This window comes from Cryobacterium sp. W22_MBD10_FK3 (genome assembly GCF_052113745.1).
Taxonomy (GTDB): domain Bacteria; phylum Actinomycetota; class Actinomycetes; order Actinomycetales; family Microbacteriaceae; genus Cryobacterium.
This window is the reverse complement of the sequence record NZ_JBGQOH010000009.1, coordinates 51701-73165: the sequence shown is the minus strand read 5'-3', so window position 1 is coordinate 73165 and position 21465 is coordinate 51701. Positions and strand designations below refer to the sequence as shown.

17 protein-coding genes are annotated in these 21465 nt (G+C 69.8%); 11 read left to right on the top strand and 6 right to left on the bottom strand.

Going from position 1 to position 21465, the window contains the following annotated elements; genetic code table 11:
- Positions 1-2 precede the first annotated feature (2 nt).
- The 7 genes from ACEN2M_RS10945 (at position 3) to ACEN2M_RS10915 (ending at position 7179) form a co-directional block, all read left to right on the top strand.
- Positions 3-791 carry a DeoR/GlpR family DNA-binding transcription regulator gene (locus ACEN2M_RS10945; protein WP_441648154.1) on the top strand — a complete coding sequence of 263 codons (789 nt, stop codon included), beginning with the start codon at positions 3-5 and terminating at the stop codon, positions 789-791.
- Complete coding sequence (locus ACEN2M_RS10940; protein WP_441648153.1) at positions 788-1759, top strand: 1-phosphofructokinase family hexose kinase; 972 nt, start codon at positions 788-790, stop codon at positions 1757-1759. The genes ACEN2M_RS10945 and ACEN2M_RS10940 overlap by 4 nt, the downstream gene beginning before the upstream one ends.
- A complete protein-coding gene (locus ACEN2M_RS10935) occupies positions 1756-3795 on the top strand; it encodes a PTS fructose transporter subunit IIABC (protein ID WP_441648152.1) in 2040 nt (679 codons plus the stop codon). The genes ACEN2M_RS10940 and ACEN2M_RS10935 overlap by 4 nt, the downstream gene beginning before the upstream one ends.
- 42 nt (positions 3796-3837) lie before the next feature.
- A complete protein-coding gene (ptsP, locus tag ACEN2M_RS10930; RefSeq protein WP_441648151.1) occupies positions 3838-5526 on the top strand; it encodes a phosphoenolpyruvate--protein phosphotransferase in 1689 nt (562 codons plus the stop codon).
- Between the two features lie 106 nt (positions 5527-5632).
- Positions 5633-5911: an HPr family phosphocarrier protein gene (locus ACEN2M_RS10925; RefSeq protein WP_441648150.1), complete on the top strand. Its 279-nt coding sequence runs from the start codon at positions 5633-5635 to the stop codon at positions 5909-5911.
- Between the two features lie 145 nt (positions 5912-6056).
- On the top strand, positions 6057-6302 hold the full coding sequence (locus ACEN2M_RS10920; RefSeq protein WP_441648149.1) for a hypothetical protein: 246 nt from the start codon (positions 6057-6059) through the stop codon (positions 6300-6302).
- Between the two features lie 4 nt (positions 6303-6306).
- The gene (locus ACEN2M_RS10915; protein ID WP_441648148.1) at positions 6307-7179 is read left to right on the top strand and encodes an FHA domain-containing protein; all 873 of its coding nucleotides are present in this window, start codon (positions 6307-6309) and stop codon (positions 7177-7179) included.
- Here ACEN2M_RS10915 and ACEN2M_RS10910 read toward each other — a convergent pair.
- Both ACEN2M_RS10910 and ACEN2M_RS10905 read right to left on the bottom strand, forming a co-directional pair.
- Positions 7157-8758 carry an MFS transporter gene (locus ACEN2M_RS10910; protein WP_441648147.1) on the bottom strand — a complete coding sequence of 534 codons (1602 nt, stop codon included), beginning with the start codon at positions 8756-8758 and terminating at the stop codon, positions 7157-7159. The genes ACEN2M_RS10915 and ACEN2M_RS10910 overlap by 23 nt on opposite strands.
- Positions 8755-9537 (bottom strand): tryptophan-rich sensory protein, encoded by a 783-nt coding sequence (locus tag ACEN2M_RS10905; protein WP_441648146.1) that lies wholly within the window; start codon positions 9535-9537, stop codon positions 8755-8757. The genes ACEN2M_RS10910 and ACEN2M_RS10905 overlap by 4 nt, the downstream gene beginning before the upstream one ends.
- A gap of 70 nt (positions 9538-9607) precedes the next feature.
- Here ACEN2M_RS10905 and ACEN2M_RS10900 point away from each other — a divergent pair, with 70 nt between their 5' ends.
- The gene (locus ACEN2M_RS10900) at positions 9608-10048 is read left to right on the top strand and encodes a MarR family winged helix-turn-helix transcriptional regulator (protein ID WP_441648145.1); all 441 of its coding nucleotides are present in this window, start codon (positions 9608-9610) and stop codon (positions 10046-10048) included.
- Positions 10049-10073: 25 nt separating this feature from the next.
- Here ACEN2M_RS10900 and ACEN2M_RS10895 read toward each other — a convergent pair whose 3' ends face one another.
- A complete protein-coding gene (locus tag ACEN2M_RS10895) occupies positions 10074-11753 on the bottom strand; it encodes a CYTH and CHAD domain-containing protein (protein WP_441648144.1) in 1680 nt (559 codons plus the stop codon).
- Between the two features lie 59 nt (positions 11754-11812).
- Here ACEN2M_RS10895 and ACEN2M_RS10890 point away from each other — a divergent pair, with 59 nt between their 5' ends.
- On the top strand, positions 11813-12409 hold the full coding sequence (locus ACEN2M_RS10890; RefSeq protein WP_441648143.1) for a DUF2510 domain-containing protein: 597 nt from the start codon (positions 11813-11815) through the stop codon (positions 12407-12409).
- Here ACEN2M_RS10890 and ACEN2M_RS10885 read toward each other — a convergent pair.
- From ACEN2M_RS10885 to ACEN2M_RS10875, 3 genes are all read right to left on the bottom strand, one after another.
- A complete protein-coding gene (locus tag ACEN2M_RS10885) occupies positions 12393-13217 on the bottom strand; it encodes an HAD-IA family hydrolase (RefSeq protein ID WP_441648142.1) in 825 nt (274 codons plus the stop codon). The two genes, ACEN2M_RS10890 and ACEN2M_RS10885, sit on opposite strands and share 17 nt — an antisense overlap.
- A gap of 225 nt (positions 13218-13442) precedes the next feature.
- A complete protein-coding gene (locus ACEN2M_RS10880) occupies positions 13443-15350 on the bottom strand; it encodes a DUF222 domain-containing protein (protein ID WP_441648141.1) in 1908 nt (635 codons plus the stop codon).
- A gap of 118 nt (positions 15351-15468) precedes the next feature.
- Positions 15469-16560, bottom strand: a complete 1092-nt coding sequence (locus ACEN2M_RS10875; RefSeq protein WP_441648140.1) for a hypothetical protein — start codon at positions 16558-16560, stop codon at positions 15469-15471.
- 202 nt (positions 16561-16762) lie between these two features.
- Between ACEN2M_RS10875 and ACEN2M_RS10870 the strand changes: the two genes are divergently transcribed.
- Both ACEN2M_RS10870 and ACEN2M_RS10865 read left to right on the top strand, forming a co-directional pair.
- On the top strand, positions 16763-18982 hold the full coding sequence (locus tag ACEN2M_RS10870; RefSeq protein WP_441648139.1) for a S9 family peptidase: 2220 nt from the start codon (positions 16763-16765) through the stop codon (positions 18980-18982).
- A 115-nt stretch (positions 18983-19097) separates the two neighbouring features.
- Complete coding sequence (locus ACEN2M_RS10865; RefSeq protein WP_441648138.1) at positions 19098-21407, top strand: putative bifunctional diguanylate cyclase/phosphodiesterase; 2310 nt, start codon at positions 19098-19100, stop codon at positions 21405-21407.
- Positions 21408-21465 lie beyond the last annotated feature (58 nt).

Sequence of the window (21465 nt, the reverse complement as noted above, 5' to 3'; positions counted from 1 at the left end):
AGATGTTCGCCGAAGAGCGTCAGTCGATGATCGCCGAACTGGTGTCCGACCGCAGCCGCGTGACCGTCAACGAACTCGCCCTCCGCTTCGACATCACTCCGGAGACCGTGCGCCGCGACCTCTCCACCCTCGAGCTGAGCCGCCACCTGCGCCGGGTGCACGGCGGCGCCGTCGCCATCGACCGGCTGAGCATGAGCGAGCCGAGCCTCGAGGAACGTCAGAGTCAGCATCACGACGAGAAGGCCCGCATCGCCGACGCCGCCCTGGCCATGATCCCCGCGAGCACCACCGGCTCGATCATCCTGGACTCCGGCACCACCACCGAGCTGCTGGCCGACCGCCTGCTCGACTGGAAGCCCGCCAACCTCGGCGACCAGCTCCTCGTGATCACCAACGCCCTGCCCATCGCCTACAAGCTGGCCGGCAACGAGGCCATCTCGTTGCAGATCCTCGGCGGCCGGGTGCGCGGCCTCACCCGCGCCATCGTTGGCACGCGCACCACCCAGATGCTCGACGCCATGCGCCCCGACATCGCCTTCGTCGGAGCCAACGGTGTGGATGCGGGCTTCGGCCTCAGCACCCCTGACTCGGTCGAAGCCGCCGTGAAGACCGCCATCGTGCGCTCTGCCCGCCGCGTCGTCGCGCTGGCCGACTCCTCCAAACTCGACCAGGAAACCCTGGTTCGATTCGCGGCGCTGGGCGATATCGACGCGCTCATCACCGATGCTCCCCCTTCCCCTGAACTTGCCGCGGCCCTGGCCGCGGCGGATGTCGAGGTCGTAATCGCATGATCGTCACACTCACCCCCAACCCCAGCCTCGACCGCACCATCGAACTCGCCGGCCCGCTCGCGCGCGGCGATGTGCAGCGCGCCCTGGATGCCCACCAGGAACCCGGTGGCAAGGGCGTCAACATCTGCCGGGCCCTCGAGGCCTCCGGCGTGCAGAGCCTCGCGATTCTGCCCGGCGACGCGGATGACCCGGTGCTGCTCGCACTCACGGCGCAGGGCATCCCGCACCTGGGCCTGCCGATCGGGGCCACGCTGCGCAGCAACATCGCCATCACAGAGCCCGACGGCACCACCACCAAGGTGAACGAGCCCGGCCCTGCCCTCAGCACCGAGCAGCAGGCCGCCCTGGTCGAGCTCGTGCTGGACAAGGCCGCCGGCGCCGGCTGGCTGGTCCTGGCCGGATCCCTGCCGCCTGGCGTGCCGGACACCTTCTACGCCGACCTCACCCTGGCGCTCAAGGCCCGCTTCGGCGCCGCGGCCCCCAAGGTCGCCATCGACTCCTCGGGTGCTCCCCTGGCCGCTGCCATCGCGGCCGGCCCCGACCTGCTCAAGCCCAACGCCGATGAGCTCGCCGAGCTCACCGGCATCGGCGACCCCGACAGCCTCGAGGCCGACCCGCACCTGGCCGCCCGGGCCGCAGCGACCCTGATCGCCGCCGGCGTCGGCGCCGTGCTGGCCACGCTCGGCTCCAAGGGCGCGCTGCTGGTCACCGCCGAGGGCTACTGGCTGGCCACTCGTGCCCCGATCGTCGCGGTCTCCACCGTCGGCGCCGGAGATTCTTCGCTGGCAGGCTTCCTGCTCCGCGACCTGGCCGGAGCATCCGCCCCGGACTGCCTGCGTCAGGCCGTCGCCCACGGCGCCGCTGCCGCATCCCTGCCGGGCTCAACCGTGCCGGCCTTGTCCCAAACCGACCCCAGCGCCGTCATCGTGACGGCATTTGCTACCCATCCAAAGGAGGATGACCAGTGAGCGCACTGATTACCCCAGAGCTCGTTGCTTTGGACCAGAACCTCGGCGCCGAGCCGTCGACCGTGATCCGGCATCTCGCCGAGCTCGTGGCCGGAGCCGGCCGGGCCACCGAGATCGAGGGGCTCTACGCCGATGCCCTCGCCCGAGAGGCCAAGACCTCCACGGGCATCCCCGGCGGACTCGCGATCCCGCACTGCCGCTCCGCGGCCGTGACCGAGCCGACCCTCGCGGTCGCCCGGTTGTCGCACCCTGTCGACTTCGGTTCGGCCGACGGCCCCGCCGACCTGATCTTCATGATCGCCGCCCCCGAAGGCGCCGACCAGGACCACCTGAAGATCCTCTCCAAGCTGGCCCGCTCGCTCATGAAGGCCGACTTCACCTCGGCCCTGCGCGCCGCGAAGACTCCCGAAGAGATCGTGACCCTGGTCACCGAGATCGTCGCGCCGGTCGCCGCCGCTCCCGCCGCCGGTGCCCACACCAACGCGCCGCGGGTCGCCGCCGCTCCCACCGGAGCCGGCACCACCGGGGCCGCACCCACCGGCAACCGCCGCCTGGTCGCGGTCACCGCCTGCCCCACCGGCATCGCACACACCTACATGGCAGCGGATGCGCTCGTCGCGGCCGCCAAGGAGATGGGCATCGACCTGCAGGTCGAGACCCAGGGGTCCGCCGGAGCGACCCCGCTGGCCGCCGGCGTGATCAACGCCGCCGACGCCGTGATCTTCGCCGTTGACGTCGACGTGCGCGACAAGGGCCGGTTCGCCGGCAAGCCTGTCATCCAGGCGCCCGTCAAGCGCGGCATCGACGAACCCAAGAAGATGATCGAAGAGGCCCTCGCCGCCGTGGACAACCCGAACGCCCGCCGCGTCAGCGGTGGCGGCGCCGCGGCATCCGACTCGGTCTCCGAGAACGAGCACATGGGCCAGAAGGTCAAGCGCGCCCTGCTCACCGGTGTCAGCTACATGATCCCGTTCGTCGCCGGTGGAGGCCTGCTCATCGCCCTGGGCTTCCTGCTCGGCGGCTACGACATCACCGATGTCGCCGACAAGGTGGTGCTGGACAACAGCCTCTGGAACCTGCCGGACGGCGGCATGCTCATCTACCTCGGCGCGGTCTTCTTCAAGATCGGCCAGCTGTCGATGGGCTTCCTCGTTCCCGCGCTGGCGGGTTACATCGCCTACGGCATCGCCGACCGCCCCGGTATCGCTCCGGGCTTCGTCGCCGGTGCGGTCTCCGGCTTCATGGGTGCCGGCTTCCTCGGCGGCATCGTCGGTGGCCTGCTCGCCGGTATCGCCGCGGCCTGGATCGGTTCGTTCGACGTGCCGCGCTGGCTCCGCAGCCTGATGCCCGTCGTGATCATCCCGCTGCTGGCGTCGATCTTCGCCTCCGGGCTGATGTTCCTGGTGCTCGGTGGACCGATCGCCTGGCTGACCGTGGCACTGAACGACTGGCTCAACGGCATGACCGGCGCGTCTGTTGTCATCCTCGGCCTGATCCTGGGCCTCATGATGGCGTTCGACCTCGGTGGTCCCGTCAACAAGGTGGCCTACTCCTTCGCCGTCGCCGGCCTCGGCGCGGCAACGCTGGCCAACCAGGCTCCGTGGCAGATCATGGCCGCGGTCATGGCCGCCGGCATGGTTCCGCCGCTCGCCATGGCCCTGGCCACCGTGCTCGACCGCAAGCTGTTCAGCCCGGTGGAACGCGACAACGGTAAGGCAGCCTGGTTGCTGGGTGCGTCGTTCATCTCCGAAGGCGCCATCCCGTTCGCCGCGGCCGACCCGCTGCGCGTGATCCCGGCGAGCATGCTCGGCGCGGCCACCACCGGCGCCCTGACCATGGCCTGGGGCGTCACGTCGAAGGCACCGCACGGCGGAATCTTCGTTTTCTTCGCCATCGAGAACGTTTTGGGCTTCATTCTGGCGATCGTGATCGGCACCGTCATCTCGGCTGTAGCAGTAATCGTGCTCAAGCGCTACGTCCGAAAGACCCCGAGTGCGGAGTCCATCCAGCAGAACAACACCCTGGTGACCGCCTAACATTAGTGGGCACCATTAACGCCGAAGAATAGAGGAAGTTCCGTGCAGAGTTTCACAGGAGTAGGGGTCAGCCCCGGTCGGATCGTCGGATCCGTTCGGCAGATGCCCAAAGCCGTGAGCGAGCCGCCAGCTGGAGAAAAGCTGGCCTCGTCGACGACGGCAGAGGAAGCCGCCGTCACCCTGCGCGCAGCCGCAAAGGCGGTGCAGGCCGAACTCAAGCAGCGTTCGGTCAGCGCCACCGGCGCGGGCAAGTCGGTTCTCGAAGCCACGGCACTGATGGCCGCGGACCCCATGCTCATCAAGGGCGCCGTGAAGTTGATCACCAACAACGGCACCTCCGCTGAGCGGGCAATCTGGGAGTCCGCGGCATCCGTGGGCGAGATGCTGCACAACCTGGGCGGCTACATGGCCGAGCGGGCCACCGACGTTCTCGACGTTCGTTCGCGCATCGTCGCCGAGCTGCGCGGGGTGCCCGCCCCGGGCATCCCCGCCTCCGACGAGCCGTTCATCCTCGTCGCCGACGACCTGGCGCCGGCCGACACGGCCACGCTGAACCCGGCCGTCGTGCTGGCCCTGGTCACCTCAGGTGGCGGACCGCAGTCGCACACGGCGATCATCGCCCGTGCACTGGGCCTCCCGGCCGTCGTGGCCGCTGTCGGTGTCGAGTCCGTCGCAGACGGTTCCACCGTCTATGTCGACGGCGCGGCCGGCAGCATCACCATCGACCCGGATGCCGAACAGCTCGCGGCCGCCGAGGCCTGGGCCGCCAACGCCGCCACCCTCGCGGTGTTCTCCGGCGAAGGCGTCACCGCAGACGGCCACCTCGTGCCGTTGCTGGCCAACGTGGGCGGCGCAGCGGATGCCGTCAAGGCCGCCGCAGCCGGCGCCCAGGGCGTGGGCCTGCTGCGCACCGAGTTCTGCTTCCTCGACCGGGAAGAAGAACCCACCCTCGACGAGCAGGTCACCGCGTACCGCGGCGTCTTCGACGCGTTCCCCGGCAAGAAGGTCGTCGTGCGCACGCTCGACGCCGGCGCCGACAAGCCGCTCCCGTTCCTCACCGACGCGTCCGAGCCCAACCCGGCCCTGGGCGTGCGCGGTTACCGCACCGACTTCACCTCGCCCGGCGTGCTCAAGCGCCAGCTGGCCGCCATCGCGACCGCAGCCGAGGGCACCGAAGCGGATGTCTGGGTCATGGCCCCGATGATCTCCACCGCCGACGAGGCCGCGGACTTCGCTGCCATGTGCCGCGAAGCCGGACTGAAGACCCCCGGCGTCATGGTGGAGGTCCCCTCCGCCGCGCTGACCTCCGAGACGATTCTCGGCCTGGTCGACTTCGCCAGCCTCGGCACCAACGACCTCACCCAGTACGCCATGGCGGCCGACCGCCAGCTGGGCCCGCTCGCGGCGCTGAACACTCCGTGGCAGCCCGCCGTGCTCAAGCTGATCCAGCTCACCGTGGCCGGTTCCGTCGCCGAGGGCAACAACAAGCCCGTCGGCGTCTGCGGCGAAGCCGCGGCCGACCCGGCTCTGGCCGTGGTGCTCGTTGGCCTGGGTGTCAACACCCTGTCGATGACTGCCCGTGCCCTGGCCGCCGTGGCCGCGGTGCTCGCGAAGGTCACCGTCGCCGAGGCCCAGCGCCTCGCCGGCATCGCCCTGGCCGCACCGAGTGCGCTCGAGGCACGCGCCAGGGTGCGCGCCGAGCTGCCCGTTCTCGACGAACTGGGACTGTAGCGCCAAGCCGCAACCCAGCCGTCAACCGCACGATGTGCGCCGCCTCATGGCGTGCGCACATCGTGCGGGCAATACAGTAGAAACCCGCAAGTCTTCAGGAGGAACCATGTCAGAACGTACCGCCACCATCGCCAGCCGCGTCGGCCTGCACGCTCGTCCCGCAGCGATCTTCGCTGAGGCCGTCGGCGCCCTCGACCTCGAGGTCACCATCGCCCTCGAGGGCGACCCGGCCGACGACGCCATGGACGCGTCGAGCATCCTGTCGCTCATGAGCCTGGGTGCCGCAAACGGCCAGGTCGTCGTGCTGCGCGCCGAGGGTGACGGAGCGGATGACGCCCTCGCCGGCCTCGTCAAGATCCTCGAGACCGACCTCGACGCCGAGTAGATCCGGCTTCACACACTTCAGCTCGCTCGCCTCTGGCGGGCGGGCTGTTTGTGTCTCTGCCGGTCTTGGGCAGATCCCCAGTTCCGCCCCGCCCCGCCCGGCTATCGTGGCCCTATCCTCAACGACGAGCGAATAGGACCCTCTGATGACCGATCTGCAGAATGACTCCGTCGAGCCCGCAGCCGCACCCGACACGCACAGCATCCAGGACTGGACCGACCTGGGCAAGGAGATGTGGTCGTACCTGACCGGCAAGAGCGCCGTGATCGACTACAGCTTCATCGACATGACGGTCGAGGTGCCCCGCGACATCGGTCCGGATGCGCCCCGTGCGACCTGGAAGCTCAACGGCACGGTGCGGGTGACCACCAGCGAGAAGCCGGCCGACTAAGGCCATGGGCACGCACCTCGACATCGATCTGACCTTCACGATCGAACCGGCCGACGAGGAGCCGCCCGGCCTCAACGGCACCATCCGCGCGAACGGCCTGGACATCGACGTATTCCTCAGCGATCCGGACCGCTTTGTGCGCGCCCGGATGTCGTCACTTCCGGCCCTGCGCACGGTGGCGGCGGATCTGGCCGAACGCGGCCTCGTGGTGTCGGTGAGCGGGCCGGACGGCGTGATCGCCCGGATCGGGGCCGTGCAGGCTCCCCTCGCCCAGCGCCTGGTGACGAAGTCGCCGCACCTCATGCTGGGCAGCGCCGCCGCGGTGACCCAGCTGCTACGGCGCTGGCGCCAGCCGGCGGCCGCCGAGCGGGCGGTGCCGGCACCGCCGCCCACACCGTTCCCGCTGGTCCCCACGCTCGCCCGGCGCATCCGGCGGCAGGTGACGACCACGCACTACTCCCCCGGAGCCGGTCGGCCCCGCCTGATCTTCGTGGTGGGCTCGGAGAACTGGGACGGCCGGCCACCGCGGGAATTCGACCTGCTGCCCGGCGTCACCCGGATCGGCAGCGCGGACGACGCCGACCTCCGACTGGCGGGGCTGGACGGGCTGCATGCCGAGATCCGGCACGACGAGAACGACGAGTACGTTCTGGTGTCGCACGGGGTAGTGGGCGGCGGCGCCCGCTCCGAGGATCCGTCGCCGGGTCTGATCCTGCGCACCGGCGCACGCCTGGAGATGGGGCCGTGGCGGATGGGCTTCTTCCGGGAGGAGTACGCCGACCACGGTCGCCCGTTCGGCGGCCGCCTCGGCGGTGAGTTGTCGGTGCAGAAGCCGCAGCCGAGCCGACCCGGCGCTACGCGGCTACCGTCGTCGTGACCGGTTCCTCCTCGTGCTCCACGGGGCGGCCGGTCAGCCTCAGGCTGGCGAGCAGCCCGATCACGAGGAACCCGGCGGCCGCGTAGGCCGAGTACCGGGTGCCCTCGCTGAAGGCCTCACGGGCCGCATCCGCCACCGCCGGGCTCTCGGCGTCGAGCGACGGGATGGCCGCTCCCGCGCTGTCGACGACCGCATCGACGATCTGGCTGCTGGTCGCCGCCGGGATGTCCTGCTCGGCGAGCTTGGCATCCAGCGAGAGCCCCACCGAGGTGAACAGCACGGTGCCGAGCACGGCGATGCCGAGCGCGGAGCCGATCTGCCTGGCCGTGCTGGAGGTGCCGGAGCCCTGGCCGGACTGGTCCACCGGCACGTCGCCGAGCACGACGCCGGTGAGCTGAGCCGTGGCCAGGCCAACGCCCAGGCCGTAGACGAACAGGAACGGCACTATCGACAGCCACGTCGCATCCACCGAGATGACGGTGCCGAGGCCCGCCACACCGAGGATTTCGGCGACGAGGCCGATCCGCACGATGGTGAGCGGTGACACCCGGTTGCCGAAGGCCCCGGCGATGCCGCTGGCCACGAACGACCCGATGGCCAGGGCCAGCAGCACGAATCCGGTCTGCAGGGCGTCGTAGCCGAGCACGTTCTGCAACCAGAGCGGCAGCGAGAGGATGATGCCGAACTCGCCGAGCGACACGATCAGGGCGGCGATGTTGCCGTTGCGGAACGACGGGATGCGAAAGAGCGAGAAGGCGAGCAGGGTGGACTTGCCCTGGCGCTGCCGGTGCAGGCCCCACCAGATGAATGCGGTGCCTGAGACCAGGGTGATCACGAAGGCGACCGGGATGATCGACAGGTCGAACGGCCAGGTCCAGTCGCCGAGGGTGGGCGCCGTCTCGGTGAGCCACCAGCCGTAGGTGCGGCCCTCGATGAGGCCGAACACGAGGGTGGCGGAGGTGAGCACCGACAGCACGGCGCCGACCACGTCGATGCGGCGCGGCTCGCCGGCGTCACGCGATTCGGAGACGAAGACGAGCACCCCGGCCACGATGACCAGGCCCAGCGGCACGTTGATGCCGAACGCCCAGCGCCAGGAGAAGTAGGTGGTGAGCCAGCCGCCCAGCAGCGGACCCACGGCGACCATGCCGCCGATGGTGGAGCCCCAGATGGCGAACGCGATGCCGCGGTCCCGGCCCCGGAAGGTGGCGTTGATCAGCGACAGGGTGGTGGGCAGCACCATAGCCCCGCCGATGCCCTGCACGAGCCTGGCGGCGATGAGCAGGTCGCCGGTCTGCGCGAACGCGGCGAGCACCGACGCCACGGCGAAGATCACCACACCGGTGAGCAGGATGCGCCGGCGGCCGTACCGGTCGGCGAGGGTGCCGAAGACCAGCAGCAGCGCGGCGAAGACCAGGGTGTAGCTCTCCTGCACCCACTGCACCTGGGTGGACGTGATGTCGAGGTCGTCGATGATCGAGGGGATCGCGACGTTGACGATGGTGGAGTCGACGATGATCAGGGCGACGGCGATGCTGATGAAGACCAGGCCGAACCAGCGGCGGCGGGCCCCGGTCATCGGCGCGGCGCCCGGATGCGGAGGACCACGGTGACCGCGACGACCACGACGACGGCCACGATCGCGGTGATCGCGGTGGGGGTGGAGAGCGGGTCGCCGGTGAGGCGGGCGAAGGCCACCCAGGCCAGGCCCCAGCAGAGCGCGAGGGTGGGGGTGAGCCGGCCGTGTCCGGCCACGGCCAGGAGCACGCCGACGATTCCGGCCACCGCGATGACCACAACGCCCCAGGCATCCGCGGCCAGGCCGAAGCCGTCGAAGCCCGCGGCGACGAGCACGGCGGTGATGTTGGCGGCGGTGGCCACGCAGACCCAGCCGAGGTAGAGGCCCATGGTGCCGTCCACGAGGACCGTCTCCACGAGGGTGCGCGGGCGGGTGCGCAGGATGATCAGGAAGGCCCAGACCAACACGGCCAGGAGCAGCACGATGACAGGCACGCTCAGCCAGAGCAGGTCGAATTGCACGCTGAGGATCCAGGCGGCGTTCAGGAGCAGCGAGGCCGCGATCGGGTAGCCGAGCCGGCGTTGCCTGGCGTCGGCCTTCTGCTTCGGCAGGAACTGCCAGATGGCGTAGAGCACGAGTCCCGCATATATCGGCGTCCAGATGGCGAAGGCCGGCCCGCCGGGCGCGATCGGGGTGGCGTCGGCGGCCAGCGCTCCCCCGGAGGCGTTCTGGATGGGAGTGCCGCCGGCGGCGCCGGAGCCGATGAACGACCCGACGAGGGCGAGGATGGCACTGATCAGCACGGCGCTCTGGCGGAGCAGGTCGCGGGACGTGGTCATGAGGTTCTCCTCCGTCGTAGAATTATTCATCAGCTAGCTGACTAAACCACGCTAGCAGTACATTGAGGGGGTGACCACTCCCGATTCCGCACCTGAGAGCGGCATGGCGCAGTGGCCGAACGGTCGGCTGCTGTCTACGGCCGCGCGGCTGGTGGAGCATGCCTGGGTCGAGGCCCTCGACACCCTCGGTCTCACCCACGCCGGCCTGATCGTGCTGCACCTGCTCGGCACCGGCGCGCAGAGTCAGACCGAGCTGGCCCGGCAGGCGCGGGTACAGACGCAGACCATGTCGCGCACCCTGGACCGGCTCGAGCGCGAGGGCCTGGTCGCCCGGATCCGTGACGAACGGGATGCCAGACGCCACGTGGTGACCCGCACGGATGCCGGCACCGCGGCCTGGCGGAAGGCTCGCACCCTCGAGGCCGACGTCTTTCCGCCGCTCGACAACGCCGACGAGCTGCGCGCCGCCCTGCTGCAGATCATCTCGGCGTCATCGGCCGAACGCTGGTAGGGCGCTTCCCCGCGGCCGTCGTGCCTCAGAGGTCGCGGACGAGCCGCTCGAGCTGCCGCACGGCTCGATCCGTCTCGTCCAGGACGACCGGCACGGTGTCGTCGAGTCGCTCGGCCCGAGCCACGAGCAGGCCGTAGACCAGTGTGTTCTCGCCGCTCTCGTGCGCGGCCTGCGCGGCCTGGTTGATGTCGTCGATGTAGAGCAGCCTGTCGTGCCGGTCGCCGAGTCGCTTCACGACCGGCTTGGCCACTCGGGCGATGTGGGTGTACCGACGACGGTGCTTGGCGAACCGGGCGGCGGCCGAGGCGGCTTTCCTCGCCGCTTTCTTGGCGGCCTTCTTGGCGGACTTCTTGCTGCCCTTCGTGCCCGGCTCCGCCGGCGTCACGGGCTGGGCCGATGCGACCGCGGCGGCCGCGTAGCGCAACCGCCTGGCGGCCTTGCGCACCTCGTGCAGAGCCTGCTCGGGGGCATCCGCGTCGGCGACCTTGGTGGTGCTCTTCGCGAGCGCGGCAACGGCCCGGCCGAGGTCGTGCTTGATGGCCGCAGCCGCGGGATTCTCGGCCTTGGGGGTGAGTGGCGGCCACGCCACGAAGCTGTCGAGAGAGTCGAGGAGTCGGTAGTAGCGGGTGCTCAGCAGGTAGTCGCGCGCGGCCGCGAAGCCGTCGGCGTAATCCCGGCGCGCGCCGCCGACCAGCCGGATCTCGGCATCCTCGGTGGGGTACTCGGCGGCGGCGGCGAGTTCGTCGGCCAACCGCCCGCCCCGCACCTCGGCGTCGCGGGCCCGGCCCAGCACGATTCCGAGGTGCTTGAGCTCGAACCGCAGCTCGTTCAACGCCGTTTTCTCGAACACTCGGGAGTAGATCGCGAGGACGCTGCGCAGGCGGCGCACCGTCGTGCGCATCTGGTGGATCGCGTCCGGTGCATCCGCGCGCGCCAGGGGGTCCTTGGTCACCAGGGTCTCGGTCAGGCCACGCAGCGCTCCCACGACGACGGCGCCGACGGAGCCCGGGTTCTGCAGCGCCAGGGCAGGGAGCAGGCCGGACAGGACCCGCGTGCCGTCGAGGTCGGTCAGCGAGTCCACGCCCACGGCACGGGCGATCTTTGCCACGCTGGTGGATGGCGTCGCACCGGCGGCGAGTAGGGCCTGTTCGATGGAGTCGAGCAGTCTGGTGCGCTTCTTGCGGGTGTCGGGGGCGCCGTCCAGCAGTTCGGCCTCCCACTCGCGCCATTTGCGGTACGCGCCACCGCGTGCGTCGGAGGCCGAGACGTGGTCGTCGGCGATCTCGGCGAGGGGGCGGCCATCGGCGTCGTCGAGTCGCACCGTGGTGCGCACCGTGCTGATCCGCGCCAGCGGGGTGAGGGGGCGGTCGCGCACGATGGCGCGAACGGGTTCGAGCACCTCTGCGGGGATTCGTTCCGAGCCGTCGTCGTCACCGGTCTCGAGTGGCCAGTGCACCTCGGTGCGGCCTTCGGCGGCCGGCATCTTGATGTGCCAGCCGGCGTCGCCGCCACCCTCGCGACGACGCAGAACGATCCGCCGGCGGGCGAGCGCGTGGTCGTCGGTGTCGTAGTAGACGGCCGTGAGGATGTCGGGTTCAGCTGCGGTTTCGGCGGTGACGCCGTCGACCCCCAGAAGCGACGGCACTGGCGTGAGCCCCTCGATGTCGTACTTGCGCTCGATCTCGGTCTGCTCTCGCCCTGTCATGTGTCCTGTCTACTACGTTGGTTGCAGCAAGAGAAATAGACCTGTTGAAGGGGGACATCATGACAGCCACAACGCCTGAGTTCGGGGAACCGCGTTGGTACGCCGACCCGGCTGGAGGGCAGGGCCTTCGCTGGTGGGACGGAACCCAGTGGACGTCAGCCGTGATGGGCCCGGCCGAGCTGGGGCCTCCCGTTCAGCAGCCGTTGGCACCCGAAACCGTCGTTTATACGGTGCCGCTCTGGATCATCGTGTTGCTGCCGCTGCTGTCGACGCTCGGCGTTGTGCTGATCCCCACCGCTTCGCTCTCGGCGGCTTTTGACCCGCAGTCCGCCGGGCAGCTGCAGTCCTTCGACCCGTCGACGATGCTGCGCAACCTGCTGAGCCTCTTCATCTACGGCACGACGGTTGCGCTGGCCTACGCCGATCGCCGCACTCTGCTCGGCGCCGGCTATGTGCGACCGTTCCACTGGGCGTGGGCGTTCCTCTCGACCGGGGTCTACGTGATCGGACGGTCGATCATCGTGCAGCGCCGCATCGGACGCGGTCTCACGCCCATCTGGATCTGGGTGGGCATCACCGTACTGGGGTTCATTGTGTCTTTCAGCGTGATGGCTTCGACGCTGACGTCGGTTTTGGACCTTATGACTCGGGGGTGAGCGAGAAGACCACGCCGTGATCGTGTAGTTCGATGCGCAGGCGGTCGAGGCTGGACACGACCAGGTCGGCATCCAGCTCGTCGGCGGAGTGGGTGCCGACGACTCCGATGGTCGCGCACCCGGCGGCTCGTCCCGCCGCCAGGCCGGCGGGGGCGTCTTCGATCACGACGCACTGTCGGGCATCCAGGCCCAGGCGGTCCGCGGCCTCGAGGAACGGGTCGGGGGCGGGCTTTCCCTTGACGGTGTCTTCGATGGTGACCACGGTGGCGGGAGCTGTGAAGCCGGCCGCGGCCATGCGGGTGTAGCAGAGGTCGTGGCTGCACGAGGTGACGATCGCTCGTCGTTCCTCGGGCAGGCTCGCCATCAGTTCGGCGGCACCGGGGAGGATGGTGATGTCGTCGGTGTCGGCCAGTTCGAGTTCGCTGACTCGGGCGACAGAGGATTCGACCTTGTCAGCAGACACGAGCTCGGCCACCGAGGCGCGGGCCGGGCGACCGTGTGGCACGCCGGTGAACAGGGCGCCGAAGCCCATTTCGTCTGCCCACTGCTGCCAAGACCGGTTCACGGCCTTGGTGGAATCCACCAGGGTGCCGTCCATGTCGAAGAGCACCCCCTGGAAGACCCGGCCGACCACGGCGTGCGCTTCGTTCTCAGCAACCGGCTCGGGAACCGCCTGCAGAATGCTCTGCAGATCGGCCTCGATGTCGGCGCCGACAAGCCTGTCGGCGATCGTGCCGGCTGTGTCGTCTGAGGTTCCTGAGGTCATGCCTGAGGTCGTGCCTGAGGCGGTGTTGTCGGACGTCGTCATGGTGGTTCCTATCCGAAGCACCGTGGTGGAGGTGGACGCTCTGATGCTCCTTCTTCGACCCTAACGAAGCCCCATGCGAGCCGGTAATCGCCCTGCGCGTGGTAGCTGAGCGGCCGGGGTGTCGCCGCAGTGTGGGTCAGGGCGTAGTCGCACGGCGGCCAGAATGTGGTCCCTGTTCTGTCACTGTGGCGCCAATGCGCGGGCCAGGGTGTGGTCACGGGACGGTCACTCTGTTCGGGGAGGTCTTCGGGTGCGGGGGTCGTGGGCCCGGTGTTGGTTCGGTGGCCGCCAAGCGCCGGTCGGGTCGATCCAGCGCGGTGCTTTGACCTGCGGCATGCCGGCGACCATGCGGATCTTCCACCCGCCCCCACTGGTGATCGTGTGGTGGTGATACCAACACAGCAGCACCCCGTTGCTGACATGGGTGTCGCCGCCTGACTGCCAGGGTGTGACGTGGTGCACTTCGGTCCATTGCGGTGGGCAGTCACAGCCCGGGATGATGCAACCGCCGTCCCTTGCTGTGATCGCCTTGCGTTGTTTGGGGGTGAAGCAGCGCTCCTTCGAGCCGAGGCCGAGGACGGCACCGTTGGTGCCGAAGAACAGCGGCTGCATGCCGCCGTTGTCGATCAGCTGGGTGATCGTGGTCATCGAGATCGGTTCGTCGACCCCGTCGATCCAGCCCACCCCGGCCTGGTTGAGCAGGTCGGTGGCGTTCACGTGCACCATCACCGTGGGTGGCATGCCGCCCATCGTCGGGGTGCGGGGGTCCTGGGCCACCTGCACCAGGATGCCGCGGAGAATGTCGGCGCGCTTCTCGCCGCCGGTGCGCTCGTCGATCAACTCGCCGGGCACCAGCTCGCCGGCCTCGATGCGCTGCTGCTCGTCCACGGACGGGAACGAGGGCGCGGACCGGGCGGACTGGAACGTGTTGAACAGGTTCTGCATCACCCCTTTCAGCTCCGGCGTCACCCCGCCGCGCAGGGGGTGCAGGCCGTCTTTGCAGGGGCCGAACGAGAAGGTGGATTTCGCTTCGACGGTGGGTGCGTTCGGGGCGAGTCCGTCCGGGTTGAGCACGGCTTGCCAGCGCACCGCCAGTTTGCGGATCTCATCGGCCGGATAGGTGAACCCGTCCGACTCGCCCAGGCGACCGATCGGCCCGGTGAACCCGCCGGCCGGCCCGCGATCACCATCGGCGTCAGCGTCGGCGTCGGCGTCAGTGCCGGTGTCGCCGTCGGTGTCGCCGTCGCGATCGCCGGCAGTGTCGGCGTCGCCGTCGTCGTCCGACCCGGTGCCAGTCTCGCCGGGGCCGGGTGTGTGGCCGTAGACGGACCCCGTGGCCTGTTCCACGAGGTCGCGTTCGGCTTTCTGAACGTGGGCGGGGTCGGCGTCGAGGCGGCCGGTTGCCGTGTAGTCGGTCAGGCCGGCCACAATGGTCTCCGCCGCGTCGATGCCCAGTTCTCCGGAGCGCAACGCCGCAGCGACCACCGGGAACACCGGCTCGAACGCGGCACCGCCCAGCACCCGGGGCGTCACCTTCTCACCCAACGCCATCCGACGTTTCATCTCCGGCACCGACGCCAGCGTCAGCCGGGTCAGCAACACGTTCTGGTGCGGAGCGCCCATCCGCCAGGCCATCGACTCCCGGCCCAGCATCCGCCTAGACCGGTAACCGACCACCGTCGCAGTGCTCACCCGGGCCGCATCCACCGGCCGGCCCGCCCGCTCCACCATCTGCGTCAACGCGACCACCTCGGCGTCGCTGAGCCCATTCACATCAATGGACGCCATCACCGCCTGCACCATCGCCGCCGCGTCATCGAGCACCTTCAGCTTCTCGCCGAACGGCCCGGTATGCGCCCGCTGCACCGCGGGCAACTCGGACGGCTCCCGCCACGGCGGCCGCGGCTTACCCAGGGCGGGGCCGGACTGCGGCGAGCCCGCGGTGTCGGTGGTGCCGCCGAGACTGGCGGCATCGGGCGCGCCACCCGGCACGGCACCGGTCAGCGGATCGGTCAGCTCATCGACAGGCTCCGGTGCCGGGCCGGCGAGGCCGGTGTTCCAGTCATGCAGATTCGGACCGGCGGGAGGAGTTCCCGTCGGTGCGGTGGAGCCTGGAGCCAGCTCGTCGTCCATACCCCCATTCTCTCACGAATCGAACAAATATGTGAGAATAGGTCAAGTTTTCCACAGGTAAATTCGTAAGTTTTTCCTCCTCGGTATGGCGGGTCATTCGATAGCCTGACCAGCGCGCCTAGGTGGCGGCCGCGTAGCGGGCGTAGGACCTCACGGCGAGCGCCGTGGCGTCGGCGAGATCGGCGGGGCCAGTGGTCGTGACGGTAAGCCAGACGTCACCCGCCAGAAGGGTCACCTGGCAGTCCGCTCCGGCGCAGCCCGACAGGGCTGCGACTCCGGTTGCCGGCCAGCCGGCATCCGGCTCGCTGGACAGATCGACCTTCTGCAGCGCGATCGGGGAGTTCAGGGCGGCGAACTTCATCTTCTGCCACGCCTCCCCGGCGGCCGGCAGCACCGTCAGGTGCACCCGGTCCCAGCTCGCGCTCTGGTCCGACGCCCAGGAACAATCCACCAGACCGGCACGATAGGCCGGAACCTCGAACCTGAAGTTGCCGCTGCCGACCGGCGTGATGTCTCCGCCGCTCGCTCCGACCAGCCGCCCCTCGATGGTCAGGTCATGCGGGCTGAGCAAAGTGGCACAGTCCGCCCGCGGGGGCACCACCGCAACGGGCAACGTCACGCCGGCCACAGCATCGACCAGGGTGCCCGCATAGGCCAGGAACTCGGCTTCATCGGGCTCCGGCATGCCCACGGTGATCGACAGCCATGTTGTCGCTACCAGCACCTGGGCCCGGCAGCCATCCCATTCGCCGCCGCGGCAGGCGAAGAATGCGGCGTCACCGAGATCCACCGGCAGCATGGGATGGCCGTCGTTCGGATCGGGCTCGGTGAGAGCGAAATAGCTCGCACTGTCGGGCAGGACCGTCACCAGCACGGATGGCCCGGCATCCTCGCCTGCGGGCACCGCATAGCGGCAGGACTGCTGCCCGGATGCCTCAACCGCGGCAGCCGTCATGTCGATCGCCACCACCTCGCTGTTCGGCGCGTACCCGTCGGTCGACCGCTCGGCGTCGCCCAGCACCAGGTCGCCCTCCGGCACGCCCAGGATGCCGGCGACACCGGCTGCCGGCACCACGACAGCACAGTCCAGCCGCACGGTCTGTGCGGAGGGCTCGGCGACGACGGCGGCCGTGGACGTCGGCGTCGGCACTGTGGGCAGCAGGTCCTGCCCGCCCGTGCAGCCGGTCAACAGCACGAGCAGCGTTCCCACCGCCAGCACTCGACGTGGCCCGTGCCCCATCCGACTCCGTGTGTGCATACCCCTCGTGCCCCTCATCGACTCACCCACCCTGAGCTTCACCCTAGGCCTCGGCGCGCGCCCGCGACCGCCCCGGGCCACCCCCAAACCGGGTAGCTGCGCCGGCCCGGCCGTTACACGGGACACGGCCGGATCGGATGGCTACGCTGAAGACATGAACCTTCCTCCCGTCGCCGCCCAGAAGCCCACGCGGCGCATCCACCACAACGATGTCTACGTCGACAACTACGAGTGGCTGCGCGACAAGGATGCCCCGGAGGTCATCAAGCACCTCGAGGCCGAGAACGCCTACACGGATGCCCGCACCAGCCACCTGGAGCTGCTGCAGGAGCAGATCTTCGAGGAGATCAAGGACCGCACCCAGGAGACCGACCTCAGCGTGCCCGTGCGCCGCGGGCAGTGGTGGCACTACACGCGTTCCGTGGAGGGCCAGGAGTACGGCATCCACTGCCGCGCCCCGATCTCGGGCCCGGACGACTGGACTCCCCCGGTGATCGAACCCGCGACCGGCACCGGCACCGGCACCGCCGGCACCGATGCCGCCGCACCCGGTCTCCCCGGCGAGCAGGTGCTGCTCGACGACAACGCCGAGGCCGCCGACCACGACTTCTACTCCCTGGGCAGCTTCGATGTGAGCGACGACGGCACCCAGTTGCTCTACGCCGTCGACGTGGAGGGCGACGAACGCTACACGGTGCGGATTCGCACCATCGCCACCGGCGAGAACCTCGCCGACGAGATTCCCAACACCAGCGCCGGCGCGCTGTTCGACCCGAGCGGCCGCTACGTCTTCTACACGACTGTCGACGACGCCTGGCGTCCCGACACCGTCTGGCGCCACGAGGTCAACACTCCCGCCGCGTCGGACGTCTCGGTGTTCACCGAGCCAGACGAACGCTTCTGGGTGGGTGTCGGACGCTCCCGCAGCAACCGCTACCTCATGATCGAGGCCGGCTCCAGCGTCACCAGCGAGACCTTTTTGCTCGACGCGAACGACCCCACCGGCGAATTCACGGTGGTCTGGCCGCGCCGCGACAACGTGGAGTACGACGTGGAGCACGCCGTCATCGACGGCGAGGACCGCCTGCTGATCGTGCACAACCACAACGCCGTCAACTTCGAACTGGTCAGCGTGCCGGCCGGCGACCCGCAGAGCGAGGGCCGGGTGGTACTGGCGCACAACACGCGCATCCGCCTCGAGAGCGTCGACGCCTTCAGGGACTTCGTCGTGGTGGAATACCGCAAGGACGGGCTCACCCAGGTGGCCTACGCCACCAAGCGCGGCGGCGGGCTCACCGAGATCAACTTCGACGAGGAGCTCTACTCGGTGGGCACCGGCGGTAACCCGGAGTGGAACCAGCCCACCATCCGCCTGGGCTACACGAGCTTCGTGACCCCGTCGACGGTGTACGACTACGTGGTCGCGACCGGCGAGCTGCGCCTGCTCAAGCAGCAGCCGGTGCTCGGACACTACGACCCGACCCTGTTCGAGCAGCGCCGCGAGTGGGCCGTTGCCGCCGACGGCACCAAGGTGCCCCTCTCCATCGTCTACCGCAAAGACCTGGTGGCGCCGGGCACCCCGGCGCCGACCCTGCTCTACGGGTACGGCTCCTACGAGATCAGCATCGACCCGTCATTCAGCATCTCCAGGCTCAGCCTGCTCGACCGCGGCATGGTCTTCGCGGTCGCCCACGTGCGCGGCGGCGGCGAGCTCGGCCGGCTCTGGTACGAGAACGGCAAGACCCACCAGAAGCGCAACTCGTTCACGGACTTCATCGCCTGCGCCGAACACCTCATCGACTGCGGCTACAGCTCGGCAGACAAGCTGGTCGCCGAGGGCCGCAGCGCCGGCGGGCTGCTGATGGGCGCCGTCGCCAACCTGGCACCGGCCCTGTTCGCCGGCATCCTCGCCGGCGTGCCGTTCGTCGACCCGCTCACCTCCATCCTCGACCCGAGCCTGCCCCTCACCGTGATCGAGTGGGACGAGTGGGGCGACCCCCTGCACGACGCCGAGGTGTACCACTACATGAAGTCGTACTCGCCGCTGGAGAACGTGCACCAGACCCACTACCCGAAGATCCTGGCCGTCACCAGCCTCAACGACACCCGGGTGCTCTACGTGGAACCGGCCAAGTGGGTGGCGCGCCTGCGCGAGGTGGGGGCGGATGCGCTGCTGAAGACCGAGATGTCGGCCGGCCACGGCGGCGTTTCGGGGCGGTACGCCGGCTGGCGCGAGCGGGCGTTCGACTACGCCTGGCTGATCGACGCGGCGGGAGCGCATCCGTCGGGTGAGGGCGAATTCGCCTCGGTCGGTGCCGCCGCCGATGCCGCCGACTCGGATGCCGAGTTCGGCGCGGAGGTCGGCATCGACTGATCCCTTCGGGGGCCTGGCCCGGAGGCCCTGGTCAGCGGTGGTTGCCGACCCAGTAAAGTGAGCACGTCGCGGCAGAGTGTCCCGAAGATCTGAGCTGTCGAAGGGGTGCCCGACCGTGACTGCCGCGTCGAATACACTCCGCCGCCACTCTCGGCTCTCGCGCACCGGCAGCGTGGTGATCGGCGGCAGCGCCGTGGTGCTCGTCGCCAATCTGATCGGCCTGGTTTTGCACGGCGACGGCTCCAATCCGCTCGTCGACGGCTGGCTCGCCGTTCTCAGCGATTGGGCCGCCGTCGTTCTGGTCGCTCTGGCGGCGGGCCGGGTACGCGCCACCCGGCCCGACATCGTGCTGGCGGCGGCGGCGGTCACGGCGCTGGCCGTCGGCGACACGGCGTACCGGCTGCTGCCCGGTGACACCGGTACCGAGTTCACCCCCTCGCTGGCCGACACGAGCTACCTGATGTTCTACGTTTTCATGGTGGGCGTGCTCGCGGTGATTGCGCACCGGTCGCTGCGCGGCCAGGCCTGGCCGGTGCTCCTCACCAGCGCCGTCGGCGCCTTGGGGGCCACCTCCCTGCTGGCCGTGCTGCTCGCCCCGGCCATGGAGACGGCGGCCGGCTCCCCCTTCTCCGTGCCGATTCTGCTCAGCCTGGCGTTCCCGTTGCTCGACCTGCTCCTGGTGGCGGCCCTCGCGGGCATCGCCGCGACCCCCACCAAGGTTCTGGGCCGCACCGGCCTGCTGCTGGTGAGCGGACTGCTGCTGTTCGCGACCGCCGACATCGTCTACGCCCAGCGGGTGCAGGAGGACTCGGTGCTGATGGGATCCGCTCTCAACGGGGCCTGGGCCATCGGCTTCGCGCTGATCATCGTGTGGGTGCTCGTCTCGGTGCGCAGCCAGGGCCGGCCCGAGCGGCAGCACCGGTCCTCCGCCGCCGCCCTGGCCCTCGGGTCGACATACGCGTCCTCGGCCGTGGCCGCTCCCATGGCCGCCACGGCAGCCGGCCTGGCCGTGCTGATGCTGGCCAGCCAGACCCACGTGTCGGTGCTGGCAGTCAGCCTGGCCGGCGGCACCCTGGCCCTGGCCGCCATTCCGCTGGCCTTCCGGCAACGCCTGCTGCACTCCCTGTCGCGCACCGACGAGCTCACCGGGCTGCCCAACCGTCGGGCGCTGGCGATGGATGTCTCCAGCCGGCTGCGCTCCGCCGGCGCGCGCCCCAGCGCACTGCTGGTGCTTGACCTGGACAGGTTCAAAGAGGTGAACGACAGCCTCGGCCATGAGGCCGGCGACCGCCTGCTCGAGCGGATCGGCACCCGCCTGTCCGCCGCCCTGCAGTCCGGCGACCTGCTCGCCAGGCTCGGCGGCGACGAATTCGCCGTGCACCTGCACCCCGCCGACAGCAAACGCGCGACGGCCATGGCCCGCCGGTTGCGTTCGGTGACCGCACGCCCCATCGTGATCGACGGCCTGAGCCTCGAACTCGGCCTGAGCATCGGCATCGCGCTCTCGCCCGAGCACGGCTCCGACCTGAGCGGGCTGATGCGCAAGGCCGACATGGCCATGTACGCGGCGAAGTCCAGCCGGATGGGCCAGCGGGTCTACTCACCCGGCGACGACAGCAACGATGAGGCCCGGCTGCGCACCCTGCACGAGCTGCGCATCGCGCTGGCCGAGAAGCAACTCGTGCTGCACTACCAGCCCAAGGTCGACCTGCCCAGCAACACGGTTCCCGGCGTCGAAGCGCTGGTGCGCTGGAACCACCCGACCCGGGGGCTCCTCTACCCCGGCGAGTTCCTGGACGTGGCGGAACACGGCGGCCTGATGCGCGGCCTCACCCGGGCGGTGCTCGAGCTGGCCCTCGACCAGGCCGTGCTCTGGCAGGAGCAGGGCCGCACGGTGACCGTGGCCGTCAATCTGTCCTCCCGCTCGCTGGCCGACTACCAGCTCGCCGGCGTGGTCACCAGGATGCTCGCCGCCCGCGGCTTGCCCGGCTCCGCCCTCATGCTCGAGGTCACCGAGGAGTTCCTGCTGGTGGACCGGGACCGCGCCCGCAGCATCCTGCTGCGCCTGCGGAACGCCGGCGTGCTGATCGCCGTCGACGACTTCGGCACCGGCTACAGCTCGCTCGCCTACCTGCGCGACCTGCCCATCGACGAGCTCAAACTCGACCAGTCCTTCGTCATTCCCATGCTCGACGACGACAGGGCGTCTGCGTTGGTCGCGTCGTCGATCCACCTCGGCCACAGCCTGGGCATGCGCATCGTGGCGGAGGGGGTGGAGACCGCCGAGGTGCTCGACCAGCTCAAGGAGTTCGGTTGTGACGTGGCCCAGGGTTACTTCCTGTCCCGCCCGATTCCCGCCGCGAACCTGGAACAATGGCTCGACGAGCGCGCCGTAGCCCACGTCGGAGCGCCGGTCGCCCGCTGACCCACGCCCGGCGCCCCGGCTGCCCGGGCCTGGCCCGGCACGTCGGGGGTGCGTGAGA

Coding starts and splice junctions, on each gene's coding strand:
- ACEN2M_RS10910 (WP_441648147.1), bottom strand. CDS start 8,758: ATGACCGGGGCCCGCCGCCGCTGGTTCGGCCTGGTCTTCATCAGCATC.
- ACEN2M_RS10920 (WP_441648149.1), top strand. CDS start 6,057: ATGACCGATCTGCAGAATGACTCCGTCGAGCCCGCAGCCGCACCCGAC.
- ACEN2M_RS10925 (WP_441648150.1), top strand. CDS start 5,633: ATGTCAGAACGTACCGCCACCATCGCCAGCCGCGTCGGCCTGCACGCT.
- ACEN2M_RS10895 (WP_441648144.1), bottom strand. CDS start 11,753: ATGACAGGGCGAGAGCAGACCGAGATCGAGCGCAAGTACGACATCGAG.
- ACEN2M_RS10880 (WP_441648141.1), bottom strand. CDS start 15,350: ATGGACGACGAGCTGGCTCCAGGCTCCACCGCACCGACGGGAACTCCT.
- ACEN2M_RS10945 (WP_441648154.1), top strand. CDS start 3: ATGTTCGCCGAAGAGCGTCAGTCGATGATCGCCGAACTGGTGTCCGAC.
- ACEN2M_RS10870 (WP_441648139.1), top strand. CDS start 16,763: ATGAACCTTCCTCCCGTCGCCGCCCAGAAGCCCACGCGGCGCATCCAC.
- ACEN2M_RS10905 (WP_441648146.1), bottom strand. CDS start 9,537: ATGACCACGTCCCGCGACCTGCTCCGCCAGAGCGCCGTGCTGATCAGT.
- ACEN2M_RS10940 (WP_441648153.1), top strand. CDS start 788: ATGATCGTCACACTCACCCCCAACCCCAGCCTCGACCGCACCATCGAA.
- ACEN2M_RS10885 (WP_441648142.1), bottom strand. CDS start 13,217: ATGACGACGTCCGACAACACCGCCTCAGGCACGACCTCAGGCATGACC.
- ACEN2M_RS10890 (WP_441648143.1), top strand. CDS start 11,813: ATGACAGCCACAACGCCTGAGTTCGGGGAACCGCGTTGGTACGCCGAC.
- ACEN2M_RS10915 (WP_441648148.1), top strand. CDS start 6,307: ATGGGCACGCACCTCGACATCGATCTGACCTTCACGATCGAACCGGCC.